Consider the following 16,547-nt stretch of genomic DNA (forward strand, 5'->3'; position numbering starts at 1 on the left):
AGGTGGGGGTAGAAAGCATGCCGGATAAAAGCGCCTTTCCTGCTGGCGATGCCAAAGCGCCGGGATGCGCGGCGGGTAGCAGCCGTTTGCTGCACGCTTTGCGGCATGGAGCGCAGGAAGTAGTTGCCATTGCGCTTATACCCAATGAGAGGGCCGAGTTTTCCCGTAAAGGGAATGATAGACATTTGTTTTGCCATGAGAGATAATTTTGATTACTATAAATATAACATAATCCGGCGAACCTGTTTGGGGGACAGATTGAAGATTATCTAAAGCCAGTGTATTGCGTATTGTATAATATTCAAAGCTAGTGCAGTGGGGATTTGAGAATGACAAACGCGAGTGTATGGGCATTTAGAGAATATTGAAAAAAGGATATTCCCCAGATTTTTAACCTGATCCGCTTAGTGGTATTGCAGTTAAAAAGTGTTCAAAATTTCCGTTGCTAGATTTGTCAATTCCGGGAAAGTGGCAACCTTAAGATCAACTATGTTTAATCCCGCAATGGCAGCCGAATACCAGGCGGGATAAGAATTTGTATGGGGTGTTAAAGCCCAGATCAAAGCACTGTACGGACTTACCTTCTCGTTCGGGAGTCTATTTTGTAGTTCCTCCTGGTAAGATTTACACTTTTGTAATGAAACATGATCTGATGTAAGTTGTTCTATAACTTTAAGCGCATTTTTACCAAGGTCATCCAAGTCCTTCTCCATTAATAAACAAAACTTATAAGCAATTATCCGCTGCTTCCTTTCGGCAAGAGGCTGAACTTTAGTCCTGAAAACTTCCCAATATTGGTCTACTTCTTTCTGTTCCATTGAATGAGAGTTGACTTTGCGGATGATCGATTATCACCTACAATAGCAGCAAGATACTATTTACTTTTTTTTAAGTAGGTGGGCTCAAGTTGCCATTCGGGTAAACCTGCCAGTAAACTTTTTGTGATGAGGCAAGAGCTAATTTGAAATGTTTTAATCCTTCGTCAAAAGATGTACTTTCATCTCTGTAAACCCAATTTGCGTCGAATGGTCGTTTCAATTTGGATTTTTGTCGTAATAGATTGTATAAAATGCGTACTATCACAATAGAAGAACATTTTGCCACCCCTCTTTTTCTTGCAGGGCCAGGTAACAGTATCACCCAATATCCCGAAATTGCTGAAAAATTGCTCGATCTGGGCGAAAAAAGGATCGCTGAAATGGATAGTGCCGGCATTGATATGCAGGTGTTGTCGATTACTCCGCCGGGGGTAGAGCAAAGTTCAGGCACGGAAGCCATCTCCTTAGCCAAAGAAATCAATGACAAGCTGGCCCTGGCCATGGCTGCCCATCCTGATCGTTTTTCCGGGTTCGCTGCTATACCAACTTCCGATCCCCAAGCGGCAGTTGCAGAATTAGAACGGGCAGTTGGATCACTGGGATTTAAAGGGGTTATGATTAACGGCCATGTGAACGGACGTTACCTGGATGACAAATATTTTTGGCCGATATTCGAACGTGTGCAGTCATTGGGCGTACCAATTTACCTGCATCCTACCAAACCGCCTAAAGCCATCAGCGATATCTATTACAGCGGTTTTTCACCTGTCATTGATGAATTTTTTGCAAGTGCCGGTTATGGCTGGCATATTGAAACAGGAATACATGTAATGAGGTTAATCCTGGGTGGCGTGTTTGACCGTTTCCCTGATCTGCAAATAATCATAGGGCACCTGGGTGAGTCATTACCTTTTATGCAGCAGCGGATGAACAGGCTGTTTACAACAGAAAGAACGGGACTGGAACGCTCCATAAGTGCCTATTTAAAAGAGAATATCCATTACACTATCGGCGGCTTTAATTATGAAGCGCCTTTCCGGAATTTATTTATCGAGGTCGGTGCGGAACGTATCCTGTTTTCCGCCGACTATCCCTGGGCTACTATGGCCAATGCAAAGGATTTTCTGAAAGCGCTTCCAGTCAATGATAGCGAGCGGCAAATGATCGCCTACCAGAATGCGGAGGCGTTATTGAAAATTTAGATCAGTTTGGGTTCTATTATTCTATTATTAATGTTGTTATTCCATATGGCAACATATTAATTGAATCGCCCACTTTTTCGCCAGGTACTTCGTCTGCAATGCAGGTTCGTATCGATGTTGGCATGAATGAAGGGAAGGTCAGCGTTACGTTTTCAGGTTTTTCAGATAAGGATCGAAGCCGGATAATCATAGCATTACCATCTGCGGATGTTTTAACAATCGATATGAAAATCTTATCATTATTTATTTTAACCAGGGGCTTGATATCTACCTTTTCTCTAACTGGGGTAGCTATTAGTGGTTGTGATTGTTCGAGTCCAAAACGATTAGCTTTAACAGCATCATAGGCATGTTGATGTGGTAAAATCCGGTAACGGAAATTCAGTTTTCCTTCCTGAAAAAGGGGGAAGTTTGTATGCCAATGATTATTAAGGGCCCACGAATATATCGTGGAACTTAAAGGCAGATGCTGAATCCATTGGGGGGAATGAAAAGCGCCTCCGATAATATTGGCGGTCATATTACCACTTTCAAAGATAGGGGCATCCAGTGAGCACCAGGTTACTCCCTTATCTTCATTTGATATATCAAGCCAACGTTGAAAAGCCATCCAATTACGGTTTGCAGCGGGGAGTTGGTCCGCTTCCATTTCTACTACGCCCCAGGGAATATCCATTTTCGTACGTCCGTCAGGGATATCAAAGGCAAAACCAAAATGAATGCCTTCTTTTTGAGTAGTTGCTATTTTATCTACCAGGTTATTTATTTCAATTTCAGGTTCATCTGCAATAACGCGAACTTCCCGTGTTAATGCATTGCAACCCTCTGCTTTTGATGTTATCAGTATGGATGCTACAAGCGGCCCGTTTTCTTTAATGACTGTTTTTACCATTGTTGGCCCCGAGGCTTTAACAGTATCCTTAGACAAACTATTAGCGGATGCATCGTTTGATGCAGCATACTGTGGTCCGCTGGCTGCTGGTTTCCCGCTTCCAGGCAGATATCGGAAGCTGTTTACTTTGCTTGCATCATTCCTGCTGACAAAATCGTTACCTGTTTTATCTTTTATACTAGTTATATCTCCGGTTACGGGATCTATCAAAACTTTAAACAAACCATTTTCCAGGGTATTTCCATTGGCCATTTTGGCTTTGGAACCCGCCACGGTTTTTGTACTTAATGTATAGTTTTTTGCTCCCAGTGCAGGTATGTCATTAGCCATAAACACTAATTCACCCGTGCTTAATCGTTGGGAGAGAACTATTTTATTATTTTCATCCATCACTGAGGAGATGCCTTTGCTTTGTTCTGCTGAAAGTGTAATTAACCCGCTTCGCTGCCAGCCGAGGGTATTAAATACCGCAACAGTATTTGATGTTTCAGTTGATAGCGGCTTTAGTGCGTGGGAAAGCAGGCGGATGCTGCTATCTTCGGCGCTCTTGAAGAAGTTTTGCTTTACTTTCCATATTTCATTCTGCATATCGGCCTGGTTGGGGTTCATATAACACCAGGTATGTTCTGAGCCCATCAACACATTCCGCCATGCTTCATTCAGTGCTGTGCGAGGTGCTTTTTCACCACGATGAAGCATAGACCAAAGCATATCGGCTTGAATTAACCGCTCTTTGGATTTACGGTTCATGGCTGTTTCTTTTGCTGCTGAACCCAGACCATCTGTCCAATATTCAGTGAAATCGCCTCTATAGGAAGGAATGATAGCGCCATATTTTTTTTCAAATGCAGACATAATATCTGTTGAACCTGAAATGATCAAATGGGGAAAAGCGTATTCTTCATTCCAGCTTTTAACGGCGTCAGGAAGATCGGCATCTATAGGGGTATTATCTGCCATCGCCCATGTCATTGGAAATAAATCATAGGGATAATCTCCATCCCCTTCCAATTCTTTGAGTTTTGACCACAAATAATCATCAATAAAATTTTCACGGGGATGATCCGTTTTAACAATTTGCAATAGTTTACCGGGATCTTTTTGACCCGCCATTAAAGGCCAGTATTTATATCCTTTTGCTCTTGCTCCGGGAGTGTAATCACCCGGTTGCAGGAACAATACTTTTGAAGTGCCATCCTGTCCAATCCACCAAAATGGTTTGAAATTAAGTTTGTCAGCTAACCCAATGCGGTCGGATCCGTTGAAATCTGCAAAGACATACTTTATCCCAAATTGCGCCGCCATTGGTACAATCCCCCATGTCATGCCGGGAACATCCGTTTGAACAATTGTTTTTACTGGTATGCCTGTTAATTTTTCCAGGCTCTTTGCATCTCCAAAATACCTCGGAAATTCTTCGTCCGCCGTAACACTGGTATTATCATTTATATATCCGGCATCCAGATGTATATAACCTTTCCGGATAGCCTCCAATAATTCACTTTTTTCGGTTGGCGTTGCATCTTTTAAATAACGTTCCACCGGCCAGATAACTTCCGGGTTCCAAACATACCTTGCTCCTTCCGGATAGTTGGACGTTTCTTTTGCCAGCCTCATTCCGTTAACAAGATTCCGTTTATGAATGATCTCTACATTGGCCTGTGTGTTTGTATATCCTATATCCACATGGGAGTGAGGATAAATATAAACAGTCCATTGTCTTTGTTTAGGTAGCATAAATGATTTTCTTATGACCCTGCTACCTGATTTTAGTTTTATGAACGCCTGTATCTCCTTCTCTACACCCACTTCAGAAGGGAGTAGCACTTTTGCTGTTTCATAGCCATATTTGTTGAATGGAAGTAAGGTAGTTTCTGTACGGCCATCAACAGTTACTTCGATTTCTGAAGATTGATATAAATTGTTTCCCTGAAATGTGAGTATTATTTCTCTTCCTGGTTTGCCATCTTTGCAATGCCGGTACACACTTGTAGAGGCACAGGTTATATCGAGGGGATGTGGAAGTTGGGCATCTTTTAATTCAAGTTTAGAGCTAAATTCCACTTCACTTAATCCATATACATCGCCTCCCCAGTTAGATTGGGCTGCGATAATGACGGCTGTCAACGGTTTTTTTTCATCAATGGCAATTTCAGTTGCCTGACCATTCAGCTTCCTGGCATCTGGCAATTCAAGTTGTTTCAACATAAACCAATTGATCCCATCAGTTGTTCCATATATTTTTGTTGACCGGAAGCCACGGTTGGACAGGTTATGTTGATTGTGGTTCCAGATTAATATAGTGTTGACAGATGTTGACGTTGAAAAATCAAACCTCACCCAGGCCGGAAATGCCGGTAGTCCTTTAGCCGGTACACTTGGAGCAGGATTCAAATGAGTATGCCACATGGTACGTGCGCTGCCATCATTATCATGCAGGTTATCATGAATACCTGAACCATCTGTTAAATGGTTAACACTTTGATCCGGACCAAAGCTGCCGGATGCAGATAAGCTGATTTCACTGGCCCTGATATTTTTAACTATCCTGAATGCAGCTTGCTGCGCCAAAGTGTTAAGGCAAATAAGGGTAAGTAATAAACTGAATGATATGCAGGGCTTGAATAGTTTCATTACCGTCTATTTATTGAGTTATTATGCTGAAATATTGCTGCTCCGGCTTATGCTAGGCGAGCATTTTTTCAATCTCCTCCAGACTTTTTCCTTTCGTTTCCATCAGTTTACTTTTAGCATAGAAAAAGGACAGTAAACAGAAAAAGGCGAAAATGAAAAAGGTTACCGCTATACCCAGGCCGTCTCTCATGACAGGGAACAGCAGGTTGACGAACCAATCCGATATCCACATAGTCATAATGCAAACCGATACCGCCGTACCACGTATATGTGTTGGAAATATTTCTGTAGAGATAACAAATTTTAAAGGGCCCAGTGAGAGCGCAAAAAAGAGCAGAAAGAGAATAATAGCCCCGAGCATTAACCACCCTGTTATGCCCATTAAAAAGCAACAACCGGTCAATAGCAATGCCAGTGCAGCAAACAAGGAGCCATACAGGTATAATGGACGGCGCCCCCAGCTATCTACTTTCACAATGGCAATAATGGTAAAAAGGGTGTTCGCCAGCCCCAGTATTACCTGGTAAAACAGTGCATCACTGGTAACGATACCGGCCGATTTCATGATAGTGGGGCCATAAAAGATAATACCATTGATGCCGCTGAGCTGTGACAAGGCTGTGAGTATCATGGCCAGTGCCAGCAATTTTCTTAAGGGCAAACGCATTAGCTCGGCAAAGCCACCTTTTTGCCTGGATGCCGCTTCCTGGATGGCTTTTAGCTCGGACACGGCCTCCTGTTCACCGCAGGTTTTTATTAACACCGCCATCGCCTTTTCTGTTTGTCCATACTGCACCAACCACCGGGGACTTTCCGGTACTATCAACAGTAATAGTGCAAATATCATTGCGGGGATCACCGCCACCAGGAACATGCCACGCCACACCTCTTTTATAAACAGCCAGTGTAACAGGCTTTCGCCAGCACCTACGTAGGCAGCCGCATTCCTTTGTATAAAGAGATTGCTCAAATAGGCACATAGCACGCCAATGGTGATGGCCAGCTGGTAAAAGGTGACCAGGGCCCCGCGTTTATGTCCGGGAGCTATCTCTGAAATGTATAGTGGCGACACGTTGGAAGCTACGCCTACTGCCATCCCTGCCAGGATGCGATAGAAGATTAATACAGCATATTCTTTTGAAAACGCAAAACCGACTGCACTGATGAGAAAAAGAAAAGCGGCAATAAACAACACCTTTCTCCTTCCTATCTTATCACTGAGATAGCCGGAGAATGCCACCCCGGCAATACAGCCCAATAGTGCACAGGAAACAAACAGGCCTTCCTGCGATGAGGATAATCCATACTGTAATTTAACAGGTTCAATAATGCCACTCACCACGGCCATATCAAAGCCAAAAAGAAATCCTCCCAGCGCTGCAATAAGCGTGATGAATGCAATAAACCGGCTTGTTTTTACCTGCGTCATATATTTTGGTTGTCGGATGATGAATTATATTTTTTTAGAAACCAGTTCAGCAATATTCATCTTTTACATGTGCCACTACTACAAATGCACTGCCATTACCCTTATTGGTTATTTCATAATTTCCAGTAGCAGCGGGTACTACAAACGTTTCGGCATAGTGAAAGTCAGCAAATTTTCCATCGCTGCCAACCGATATTTTTTCTCCTTCCACCAACATACAAATATGACATTGGTTATTGGTATTGATACGAATGCTGCCTGTAAATTCATACCGGTAAACGCTGTAAAAATGCTCCTCATGCGTAGGGAGTTGTATTTTTCTGCCACCCTCCCATTCTTCTTCCACTACCGGATGAGATATTAATTTATTGGCTACATAATCACCTTTCCTGTCGAAGCAAAGGTTATTCATGCCATGTTCGATGTTAATCGGGCGGGGTTGGCCATTGAGCCCTACCCGCAGCCAATCGTATTGTTTGAAGGTAAAAATATACGGGGTACTGCTGATCTCAAGCACCATGTTGTTTTTTCCGGAGGCGTGTATGGTGCCACTGGGAATGAGGAACAAATCATGTTTATGTGCAGAAAACTTTTGTACATACTTCTCCACTTCCATCTCGATACCGTTTTCCTGTGCATCTACCAATGCCGTTTTAAATTCTTCCGGATCGATCTGATCCTGAAAACCCAGGTAAACAGCAGCATCCTGTTCACAATCGAGGATATAATAGGTTTCGTCCTGTGTAAAATTCTCTCCGAAATGTTCTTTTGCATATGCGGGTCTGGGATGGCACTGAATAGAGAGATTACCGCCATCAAAGGTATCCAGGAAGTCAAAACGGATGGGAAACTCGGTTCCAAATCTTTCAGCAGCCTTGCCTAGTAATTTTTGATTATCTGCATAAAGGAGGTAATCAAAAGATACTTCCAGTAAATTATTTTCACCTTCTATTACAATGCCATTTTCAGGTGTAATCAGTTCAAAAGACCATGCATAGTTAATCTCGTCCTGATTCAATTGGGGAATATGTTTTTTCATCCAGTCACCTCCCCAGATGCCCGCTTCAAACCAGGGTCTTGCCCGGAAAGGCTGTTCCAGCATTTGATTCAGCGTGCTTCTGAATGCATCTCCGCTCATCCAGGTAATCTCCTGTATACGTTGTTCGTCAATAATAGTGTTTATATGAGGGAGTAGTTTGGCTTTATGGTGGCTCAGCACGGGCCAGTCAACAAAATAAAACCTTTTATACATCTGCGAATGCTCTGCTGTATTATTGGCGCCAAGATTGGTAATGCTGCCCGCCCGCATACGATACTGGATTTCATTCTTGGGTACATCTGCATAAAGCAGTTTTCCTTTGACACCGGCTAATGCGGCCCCTGTTCCGTAAACAATCGAAATGTCTGCAGCCGGGTCAGGACTGATCAGTTTTAATTTCTTTTCATCAAAGAAATCCGACAGGTCACCAGTGTATCTTTTCCCAAAAACCGGATCATCTCCATTCAGGCTGGCTGCTATCATGATATCTATTTCACTGGCCGGTTTCAGACAGGTATTGATATCATACCAGAATATATTTTTGTTTTCGGCCTTCAGTGCCGCATGCAACTGCTCCCTGAATTCTTCCCACAATACACCGCCATAACCATCAATAACTATTACCTTTTCGTTACGTACATCTGCTGCAAGCGAAGCAAATCCTTTATAAACTTTTTCGCCTGAAGAAAAGGAAGGATATATATCGTAGATGCCCGTATCTGTTGATGATGCACTTGATGGTAGTAGTTCCTGCGAAGTTTTTCTCATTATCTTGTTACTATTTGAAAGTTGATCGTTGTCAGCTAGAATAGCTGCACCGGTAATAATACAGTTCTCTGTGTCTTCACACAATTCAATATGTATGCTCTCTGCGAGAGATCCTATTTCTCTTTTTATGGAAGGTCCGAACAATGGAAAGGCTTTGGCAATATTCCCGCCAATGACCAGTTCATCACATTGAAATTTTTGTAACCAGGGCAACAAAAAACGTCCGATATTTTCGCCATACTGGCTTAATATAGTATGGGCAATGTCTGGATCGCTTTCCACTAAATCCTTTACAGCCGAAATAGTTGTTCCATTGATTTCCGCATAGGTATTTAGTATCCACCTGGTAGAAAAATAATCATCGGCTTTGGCATCTGAAAAATCCTGGTCATAAAAGCCGCCCRAGGAGGGGATGTCAGGATGGTTGTGTAACAATACGCCATCCAGCATGAAAGCGGAGCCAAATCCTGTGCCCAGTGTAATGAAAATCGTTCGTTTGCTTTTAAGCTGGTGTAGTTGGTAAGCGCCGGCTGCAAAACAATGTGCGTCATTTGAAAATTTGAAGCGTGTATTGTGAAGACCGGTAAAGTCTTTTAACGCCTGTTCCATATGCAGGCCAAATGTTTTCTCAAACTTCCCTCCTACATTCATAACAGCGCAAATGCCTTTCTCATAATCGAAAGGGCCCGGGAAAGCGATACCCACTGCTTCCATGTCATTTTTTCCAGTAAGAAGTTCTTTAATACAATTTCCCAGGGCAACAATAATATTATAGGCGCTGTCGTGAGAATTAAGCGCTATCCTGGTTTTAAGAGCAGGTTCTCCGTCTATTTCACTGATAAGGGTTGCCGATATATGACTGCCACCCACATCCATTCCTATTTTTCTATTCCTCCTTTTCATCTGTTTCTGAAGGTTTAATGCTATACAATAGGTAACAAATCCGGGAATCCTGTTCCTTCGGGGAACAGCTCACCTTCTCTCATTTGGTTCGTTTTGCCTGTAAGTAAGGCAGAACGGAGCAATGGGTATTCAGTGATAGGAATATGTCCATATGTACAAACATATTGCTAAATTAATAATTTCCAAAATACTTCCTCAAAATTGTTATTTAACTATATGAAAAATAATGATGTCCTGCATGTTTCAATTTTATCCGAAAATTCTTTGTATTTCCGCTACTGTGGCTACTTGATATCTTTACGGGAAGATTTGCTGTCCGAATATGCTTAAAATTGCCTCCCTATGGCCTGCTCTAATGGTCACATAGATGGAATAAGGCTACCAGGTTACTTTTTTCAGATGGTTTTGATGGAAATGTAGCTATTTCCTCTAGATGCGAATAAATTTTGTCATTATGTATATATGTATATACATTTGAGAAATTGTTTAGGTTAGTTATATTGTTTCGATGGGTATGCTAACCCTTATTGATATCTGTTAATTAAACTAATAGACATATAGATGAGAAAGTACTATTCACTGATGTTGCTGTTTCCTGGTTTTCTTGCCACCGCACAGGTAAAAGAAACAAACAGCAACATACTTACGGAAGAAATAAAGAGCAATCAATACTTCGCCTTTACAAAAAACAAGGCACTGGAAGTAATGAAAACAGGGTTCAATGCCGGTGATGGCTACCGCGAAGTGTGGATACGTGATTACAACACATTTATTGAACTGGCAGCACAAGTGTATCCAAAAGAAGTGCTGAAAGAAAACCTGCTTGTTTTCTTTAGAATGCAGGGAGATGATGGGAATATTATCGATGGCTTTACTCCGGCAGAAAAAATCGGTAAAGGCGAAACCGATTTTTCCTACTCAAAACTGGAGCCCCGTTATGCCGGGCATAAAAACACGGTAGAAACCGACCAGGAAACCTCCCTGGTGCAGGCAGTCTATAAATACATTCAGCTTACAGGAGATAAAACTATCCTGGATGAAAAGATTGGCGATAAAACTGTTGGCAAAAGACTGGAGTGGGCAATGGATTTTCTGATGAAACACCGGTTTAACAAGCAATATGGATTAATTRTAGGGGCTACCACGGCCGATTGGGGAGATGTGCAACCAGAAGCCGGCTGGGGAGTTGATCTGGATGCCAATACACATCCTGCGATCGATATCTATGATAATGCCATGTTTGTCATCGCACTGAATAACCTGATGGAAATAATGCCTTCCTCAAAACAACAGTGGAATGTTATCAAGAACAAGGTTGCAGCGAACTGCAAAAAATATTTATGGGATAGCCAGCAACAGAAATTCATTCCTCATATTTACTTGAAAGGCTCTCCTTTTCCTGCTGATTTTGATGAACGTAATATCTATTATTTCGGAGGAACTGCCGTTGCCATCGAAGCCGGATTGTTAAACAAGGCAGAGATCAAAGCATCCCTGGATGAAATGGTGAGTAGAGTGAAACAGGCTGGTGCCCCTTCTATAGGTCTCACCCTTTATCCACCCTATCCGGACGGTTATTTTAAGAATAAAATTATGAACCCGGTTTACAGTTACCAGAATGGTGGCGACTGGACATGGTTTGGAGCCAGGATGATACAACAATTGATTAAATACGGATTTACAGCAGCGGCATATGAACAGATACAGCCTATGGTAAAACGTGTAAAAGACAACAATGGCTTTTACGAATGGTATTCAGTGGATAATAAACCCAGAGGTTCGGGAACTTTCAGAGGAGAAGCCGGTGTTTTATATACTGCCATTGTGATGTTGGAGAATTTAAAAAAATAAATACCACGATTCGGAAAATATTAATAGCATCATACATAGGTCTACTCTTGCAGGAGGGCTTATGTATGATGTTATCCGGGGGAAATTCACCATTATAACCGGAAGGTCTTTTCTACAAATGTGGTGAAAACACTTTTTTCGGATAACGTTATTTCCAGCATGCCTTTACAAGCAGGAGTAAACGTAGTATCGTTCGCCAGCTGCCGGTTGGACGAAGGAGATAGTATACCACTAAAAGCACAACTGCCATTTATTGCAATAGCCGCTATTTCTGTAAGATCGCCTTGCAGGGTAAGGATATTGCTGGTAAGATTGTTCTCCTGCACCAGTAGTTTTACTTTTATAGGTTGTTTACCTGAGCTTATCAACCTAGCAGGTAGGTTGCCATTGAATGTATAGCTGGCTTGCTGAGGAATAAGAATCGCCAGGGTATCAGGAGTTGCAGCCCCTTCACGTTTTACTGATTTAATGGGCACAATAGTGCCGGTGTAGGCAGCCGTAATGATACGCGACTGGCCACTGTCTGCCGATGCAACAGCAATAGTTCCATTTCCTGTTATAGGTCCGGTAGATTGCTGAAATGAAATCCTTTCATTTCCGGATTGTATGATGTACTGTGGTGGGGTATCCAATGAAATATGTACCGGGTATTGGGCTGTAACCGGATAAACGATGAACATACTTAATATCAGCAATAAACACATTGTAATAGCAAAAGCAAGAATTCCCCAACGCACCATCCACGCAGGAGCTTTCCCTATTATTTCCTGTACTTCGAAAGAATGCTGATAAGTATGATTGTCTATCATGATAGCAGGTTATTTGTTGTTTTTGTTTTGTTTCTTGCCAATACAGAAGTATAATGTTTCATCAGGTAATGATATATCACGAGCTCGTGTAGCCGCTGGTTAGCTACGAATAGCCTGTTCAGGAACAGATGTATATAATCTGGTACTAAATGTCTTAAAGCTTCTGTGGCAGCCTTTTGCTGTTCATTCGACGGATCGTTATGCTGGCGGATAGCATTAGTGGCAATGGATCTTGCATGGAATATATCAATCACCGTTGCAGGTATCAGCAATGATTCGGCCAGCAGTTTGTCAATCGCTTTGCTGTTGTCCCGGTATTTATTATTCAACTGGTACAGGAGTGATCCATCACCATTAAATTCCCTGAAGAAATTTTGTTGAAGCTGTTGTAATAAGTGTAATTTTTGTGCTGTTGTATAGCCAAAATCATTTAGCAGGCAGTCCACTCCTTTCAACGCAAACAGCCAGCGATGCTGTTCATTTCCACTTGATTGTATGATTGGCAGCAATTGTATAACGGCTTCGCTGTCGTGAAAAAAGAATTGCTCACTCAGTTCAATATTCACTTTCCCATATCGTTCTATTTCCCGTACATAGGTATCGAACTGTATCTTATGTACAATATCATTTGCTATATAGTCTTCAAAAATTTGATGCAGTCTGCTGATTACCTGTTGACTGAATGCAGGATCTATGGTGTTTCTAAAGCGTATCCGCAGGTGACTGTCCGGATCCTGGTATCGGATATAAAACCACTGCGTAATGATTTTTTCCTGTTTTAACTCCGTCAACAGTGGTAGCAACTCTTTTGTTAATAACTTATCCATCCACTTTGCACCGCAATATATTTTAGCATACAGCCATTCGCTGCCTGCCGCAAAAGATCTGGATGCAGTGAGGGGCTGATGTGTTTTATATGCCGTTAAGGGGATTTCATGGCTGGTATAATAGAACGGGATCACCATTTCATTACAGTGGCTGCCCTCTGAACCCGCTACCAGGTTATTGTTTTCATTCACCAGCGATTCATACAAAACTACATTGTCTTTATGCAGCTTATCTGTTAGCAGTTCCTGTGCATATTCGCAGGAAAGATCCAGGAATAATTCATTGTCGCCTTCTGCCATTACTACCTTTTCCGGCAGATTATATTTTGCCAGCAGTTGCTTCAAACAGTCCGCAGCCGGCGCCGTGGCCAGCAGATCATTAAATTCATTTGAGAACAACAGCCAGCGTGCCCGTTTTAAAATCAGCTGTTTGTAGCTGATACGTGGAAGAAAAGGGGTATTCAAAAATATGTTCCAGTCCCACGTTATATTGAATGGAGCATATTGATTTTGCAGATCACATAAGAACTTATAGATAGACAGGCTTTGCGTATAATTATGCGCACTGGTAAGCCGTGGTATAATTTCCTTGTTGAGGCTTTTGGAACGCAGTATGACCGTATTATTTTTCACCGTCACATACAAATCACTTACCGATAGCTGGTATTTTTCATCCACACTGGCGGTTCCGAGGAAAGGAATTTCGTAGTCATACAGTTGTGGTCTTAGTAATACGTTACCGGTACGGCCTTCAGGCAGGTGTATTACTTCTGCAATGATTTTATCGGGAGATAAGCTTTGTTCATAGTCTACGCATGCTTTCATCTGTTGGGCCAATTCACTGTTTCCGGCTGCAAAGCGGCCCATTAAGGCTAATGCGCCGGGGCCACCGCATGACTTCATGATAAACTGAAAATTGCCTTCGTCCAGTTGTTCATTGTCTGTTGCCAGGAGCGTACCCATTAAGCAGGCGGTTGCGGGCACATTGCTGGTATGACCTGTAGGGGTTATTTTTTGGAGATCTGCATCTGTTATTTCAATGGTGTAAGCGTTTTCTTTCTGGGCAAGTGTAAACTTTTCAAGCACCAGTTTATTATAAACATTCCATACTATTTGTGCCGGCGGCGTATCGCCAGGTACCACCAGGTCGTCTACCAAAGGGGTATAGCAGGTTTTATCGCCTGCAATCATGCCATAGCCTATACCACTTTCACTGTCTAATACCGTCATAAGCGGCATTTCTCTTTCTTCGTAGCGCTGATAGAATTTTTTGCAGAAGTTTTGTAAATCAGGGGGGATGGCAGCCTGGTTTAATACCGTTAGTTGTTGCAGATGACCGGTAATGGTTGCAATTGTTTTGGCTGAAATGTTATTGGCCGTGGTTTTATAGAAAAGATCTACCTGTACCGCATCCTTGCCGGTTATGACAGGAAATTGCTTTTGCAGGATATCACGGATGCCGGCATAATGCCGGGTACCAATACCTGGCTGGTCCAGTAAATATTGTATTTGTTTAAGTAGTAGTGTAAGTCCCGTTTCCCCACTACCTGCTTCCAGTTGGGAAGATAATGTCCTGAAATAATCAGGGCCTGTAATGGTAGGCTGCCACAGGGATACCAGTATCTGATTTTGAATGAGTGCTGTTATAAAATCAGCCGCATCTGCTGCGGGTATTGACATATTGGTCAGCACTTGTATCAGCTGATGCAAACTGGCTCCTTTGCTGGCGGTAGCAATAATTTGTTCCAGGTAAGGCGTATGGGAAAAGGTGCTGAGAAAATAATGCCTCTTCTTATCTTGTAACTTGTATTCGTAGTACCGGTAGGTAGCTCCTGCAAGATATAAGCTGGTGTTGGATTGATATTGCAATTGTGTGCTGATGGTTTCGTCTTGTAGTAGCTCATCTGCCAATGCCGACAAATAATGCATATCCAGACGGGTTACTTTGTGATGAGGATCAGTTGCCAGTGCAATATGGGTGGACTCCTGGCTGATAGTACCAGGTGTACATCCCGCAAATAAGCCATAAGGTGTGCAACGGGTGCACATTCTTACAAGATATTTATAGAGGGTGAGTGCTAACTTATGCTCCTTTTGAGGACGAAGGGGAATCGTGCCAAGCAGCCATTGCTGTAGTGTTGTATACAAGTCGGGACTGGCCAGATAAATGGCCTCCTGCAACAAAGGATCTGCAAAGCGTTTTTTTATGGCTGCAGTTAACTCGTTTGTATCGTTCCTGTAATTGGTATGTAATGATAACAGCGTACTATATGGCAACAACGGCACTCTTAATAGATAAAAATCAAATGCTTTCAACTGGTTATGAGGTTTGTTGTCGTACATATCTTTAGCTTTTATCAATCTACCCTTCCATCAGCCCCGACAGCTTATTACTGCTCGCCGGGCTTTTGGGTACTGTTGTCTTCCAGACCCAATTGCATAGTAATATATGGCCTTGTTTCTTCGCCACCTCCCAATACAGCGGCCATTTCAGCTTCGCTGAAAGGAATGAATCCTCCTGTGGCCGGAATGTCTGTCATGTGGGGTATCCTTTCGGGATGGCTAAAAAGTTGCTTCAGCATACTATTCATTTTTTAATGTTAATGGTTATATTATTTGCCATGAACTTTGAGCTATGTGCAAAGTGCTTACTATTGTACGTTTACGTGTTTTTTTTCGATAAGTATTGTTCTTAACACGACAAAAAGCACATTTTGGTTAATATTTACACCTATAGCCCCAATATTTTTTGCACTTCCTGTTGGAATCTGGTGAAGCTTACGGGCTTGATCAGGTATCCATGGTTCGGGCCTATTGCTATATCTTTGATATGTGATAAGGGGTAGGCCGTAACAATAATAAAATGGCAATTTTTTGTTCTAAGCAGCAGGTTAATACTGTCTCTCTTAACCCCCTTTATATTCACATCCAGTAGGATTAAATCAATCTTATTCTCCAAGATTAGTTGCTCTACGCCTTGCAGTTTATCTGTAGACATGATCAGCTCTACCCTATCTATGCTGCCCAGATAGTTACTGAGCAACTCCACAGCCAGGGGTTCATCGTCTACTATGGCGCATCTGTAAGACATATCAATAAACCTGGTTTAGTGAGCAACGGAAAGGGATAGTGTAAGACCGTTTATGGTAGTGAAGATGGTATCATGGGTATTGGTGGTATCGCTTCCTGAGTTCATCATTTTGGTAATGCTCAGGTTATTAACAGTGCTCATGTCTGTTTTTGCCACGATTTCTTTATCGAGGCTGAGTTTCACGTGGTGCAGGGGAGATGCTGGATGTTTCATATTTGTATGGATTAATGGGTTTTAGTTTACCATACAAAAATGCAATAGTAGAAACAGACACGCGTTTTTTT

At 42.3% G+C, this 16,547-nt stretch carries 11 protein-coding genes and 1 pseudogene; 2 read left to right on the forward strand and 10 right to left on the reverse strand.

Going from position 1 to position 16,547, the window contains the following annotated elements; translation table 11 throughout:
• Positions 1 to 197, reverse strand: a pseudogene (locus AC1DP6_RS09205) (hypothetical protein); the annotation flags it as partial.
• Between the two features lie 222 nt (positions 198 to 419).
• Positions 420 to 818, reverse strand: a complete 399-nt coding sequence (locus AC1DP6_RS09210; RefSeq protein ID WP_477054563.1) for a hypothetical protein — start codon at positions 816 to 818, stop codon at positions 420 to 422.
• A 251-nt stretch (positions 819 to 1,069) separates the two neighbouring features.
• On the opposite strand from AC1DP6_RS09210, the gene AC1DP6_RS09215 reads away from it, so the two are divergent.
• Entirely contained in the window at positions 1,070 to 2,020 is a 951-nt protein-coding gene (locus AC1DP6_RS09215; protein WP_477054564.1) for an amidohydrolase family protein, read from the forward strand.
• A 16-nt stretch (positions 2,021 to 2,036) separates the two neighbouring features.
• Here the strand turns inward: AC1DP6_RS09215 and AC1DP6_RS09220 are convergent, their stop codons facing one another.
• The 3 genes from AC1DP6_RS09220 to AC1DP6_RS09230 all read right to left on the reverse strand — a co-directional run bounded on the left by AC1DP6_RS09220 (position 2,037) and on the right by AC1DP6_RS09230 (position 9,685).
• Positions 2,037 to 5,483, reverse strand: a complete 3,447-nt coding sequence (locus tag AC1DP6_RS09220; protein WP_477054565.1) for a glycoside hydrolase family 38 C-terminal domain-containing protein — start codon at positions 5,481 to 5,483, stop codon at positions 2,037 to 2,039.
• A gap of 115 nt (positions 5,484 to 5,598) precedes the next feature.
• The gene (locus tag AC1DP6_RS09225; RefSeq protein WP_477054566.1) at positions 5,599 to 6,975 is read right to left on the reverse strand and encodes a sugar porter family MFS transporter; all 1,377 of its coding nucleotides are present in this window, start codon (positions 6,973 to 6,975) and stop codon (positions 5,599 to 5,601) included.
• Positions 6,976 to 7,021: 46 nt separating this feature from the next.
• The gene (locus AC1DP6_RS09230; RefSeq protein ID WP_477054567.1) at positions 7,022 to 9,685 is read right to left on the reverse strand and encodes an ROK family protein; all 2,664 of its coding nucleotides are present in this window, start codon (positions 9,683 to 9,685) and stop codon (positions 7,022 to 7,024) included.
• Positions 9,686 to 10,246: 561 nt separating this feature from the next.
• Between AC1DP6_RS09230 and AC1DP6_RS09235 the strand changes: the two genes are divergently transcribed.
• Positions 10,247 to 11,536, forward strand: a complete 1,290-nt coding sequence (locus AC1DP6_RS09235; RefSeq protein WP_477054568.1) for a GH36-type glycosyl hydrolase domain-containing protein — start codon at positions 10,247 to 10,249, stop codon at positions 11,534 to 11,536.
• Between the two features lie 92 nt (positions 11,537 to 11,628).
• Here AC1DP6_RS09235 and AC1DP6_RS09240 read toward each other — a convergent pair whose 3' ends face one another.
• The 5 genes from AC1DP6_RS09240 to AC1DP6_RS09260 form a co-directional block, all read right to left on the reverse strand.
• Positions 11,629 to 12,345 (reverse strand): hypothetical protein, encoded by a 717-nt coding sequence (locus AC1DP6_RS09240; protein WP_477054569.1) that lies wholly within the window; start codon positions 12,343 to 12,345, stop codon positions 11,629 to 11,631.
• Positions 12,342 to 15,515 carry a lantibiotic dehydratase gene (locus AC1DP6_RS09245; RefSeq protein ID WP_477054570.1) on the reverse strand — a complete coding sequence of 1,058 codons (3,174 nt, stop codon included), beginning with the start codon at positions 15,513 to 15,515 and terminating at the stop codon, positions 12,342 to 12,344. Before AC1DP6_RS09245 ends, AC1DP6_RS09240 begins: the two co-directional genes overlap by 4 nt.
• Before the next feature lie 47 nt (positions 15,516 to 15,562).
• Entirely contained in the window at positions 15,563 to 15,754 is a 192-nt protein-coding gene (locus AC1DP6_RS09250; protein ID WP_441572906.1) for a hypothetical protein, read from the reverse strand.
• Between the two features lie 149 nt (positions 15,755 to 15,903).
• Complete coding sequence (locus tag AC1DP6_RS09255; RefSeq protein WP_441572907.1) at positions 15,904 to 16,263, reverse strand: LytR/AlgR family response regulator transcription factor; 360 nt, start codon at positions 16,261 to 16,263, stop codon at positions 15,904 to 15,906.
• A gap of 15 nt (positions 16,264 to 16,278) precedes the next feature.
• Positions 16,279 to 16,476, reverse strand: coding sequence for a hypothetical protein (locus AC1DP6_RS09260; RefSeq protein ID WP_441572908.1), 198 nt, complete (start codon positions 16,474 to 16,476; stop codon positions 16,279 to 16,281).
• Positions 16,477 to 16,547: the final 71 nt, after the last annotated feature.

It is taken from the genome of Chitinophaga sp. 01L420, from assembly GCF_056399985.1.

Coding starts and splice junctions, on each gene's coding strand:
- AC1DP6_RS09210 (WP_477054563.1), bottom strand. CDS start 818: ATGGAACAGAAAGAAGTAGACCAATATTGGGAAGTTTTCAGGACTAAA.
- AC1DP6_RS09215 (WP_477054564.1), top strand. CDS start 1,070: ATGCGTACTATCACAATAGAAGAACATTTTGCCACCCCTCTTTTTCTT.
- AC1DP6_RS09225 (WP_477054566.1), bottom strand. CDS start 6,975: ATGACGCAGGTAAAAACAAGCCGGTTTATTGCATTCATCACGCTTATT.
- AC1DP6_RS09240 (WP_477054569.1), bottom strand. CDS start 12,345: ATGATAGACAATCATACTTATCAGCATTCTTTCGAAGTACAGGAAATA.
- AC1DP6_RS09245 (WP_477054570.1), bottom strand. CDS start 15,515: ATGTACGACAACAAACCTCATAACCAGTTGAAAGCATTTGATTTTTAT.
- AC1DP6_RS09250 (WP_441572906.1), bottom strand. CDS start 15,754: ATGCTGAAGCAACTTTTTAGCCATCCCGAAAGGATACCCCACATGACA.
- AC1DP6_RS09255 (WP_441572907.1), bottom strand. CDS start 16,263: ATGTCTTACAGATGCGCCATAGTAGACGATGAACCCCTGGCTGTGGAG.
- AC1DP6_RS09260 (WP_441572908.1), bottom strand. CDS start 16,476: ATGAAACATCCAGCATCTCCCCTGCACCACGTGAAACTCAGCCTCGAT.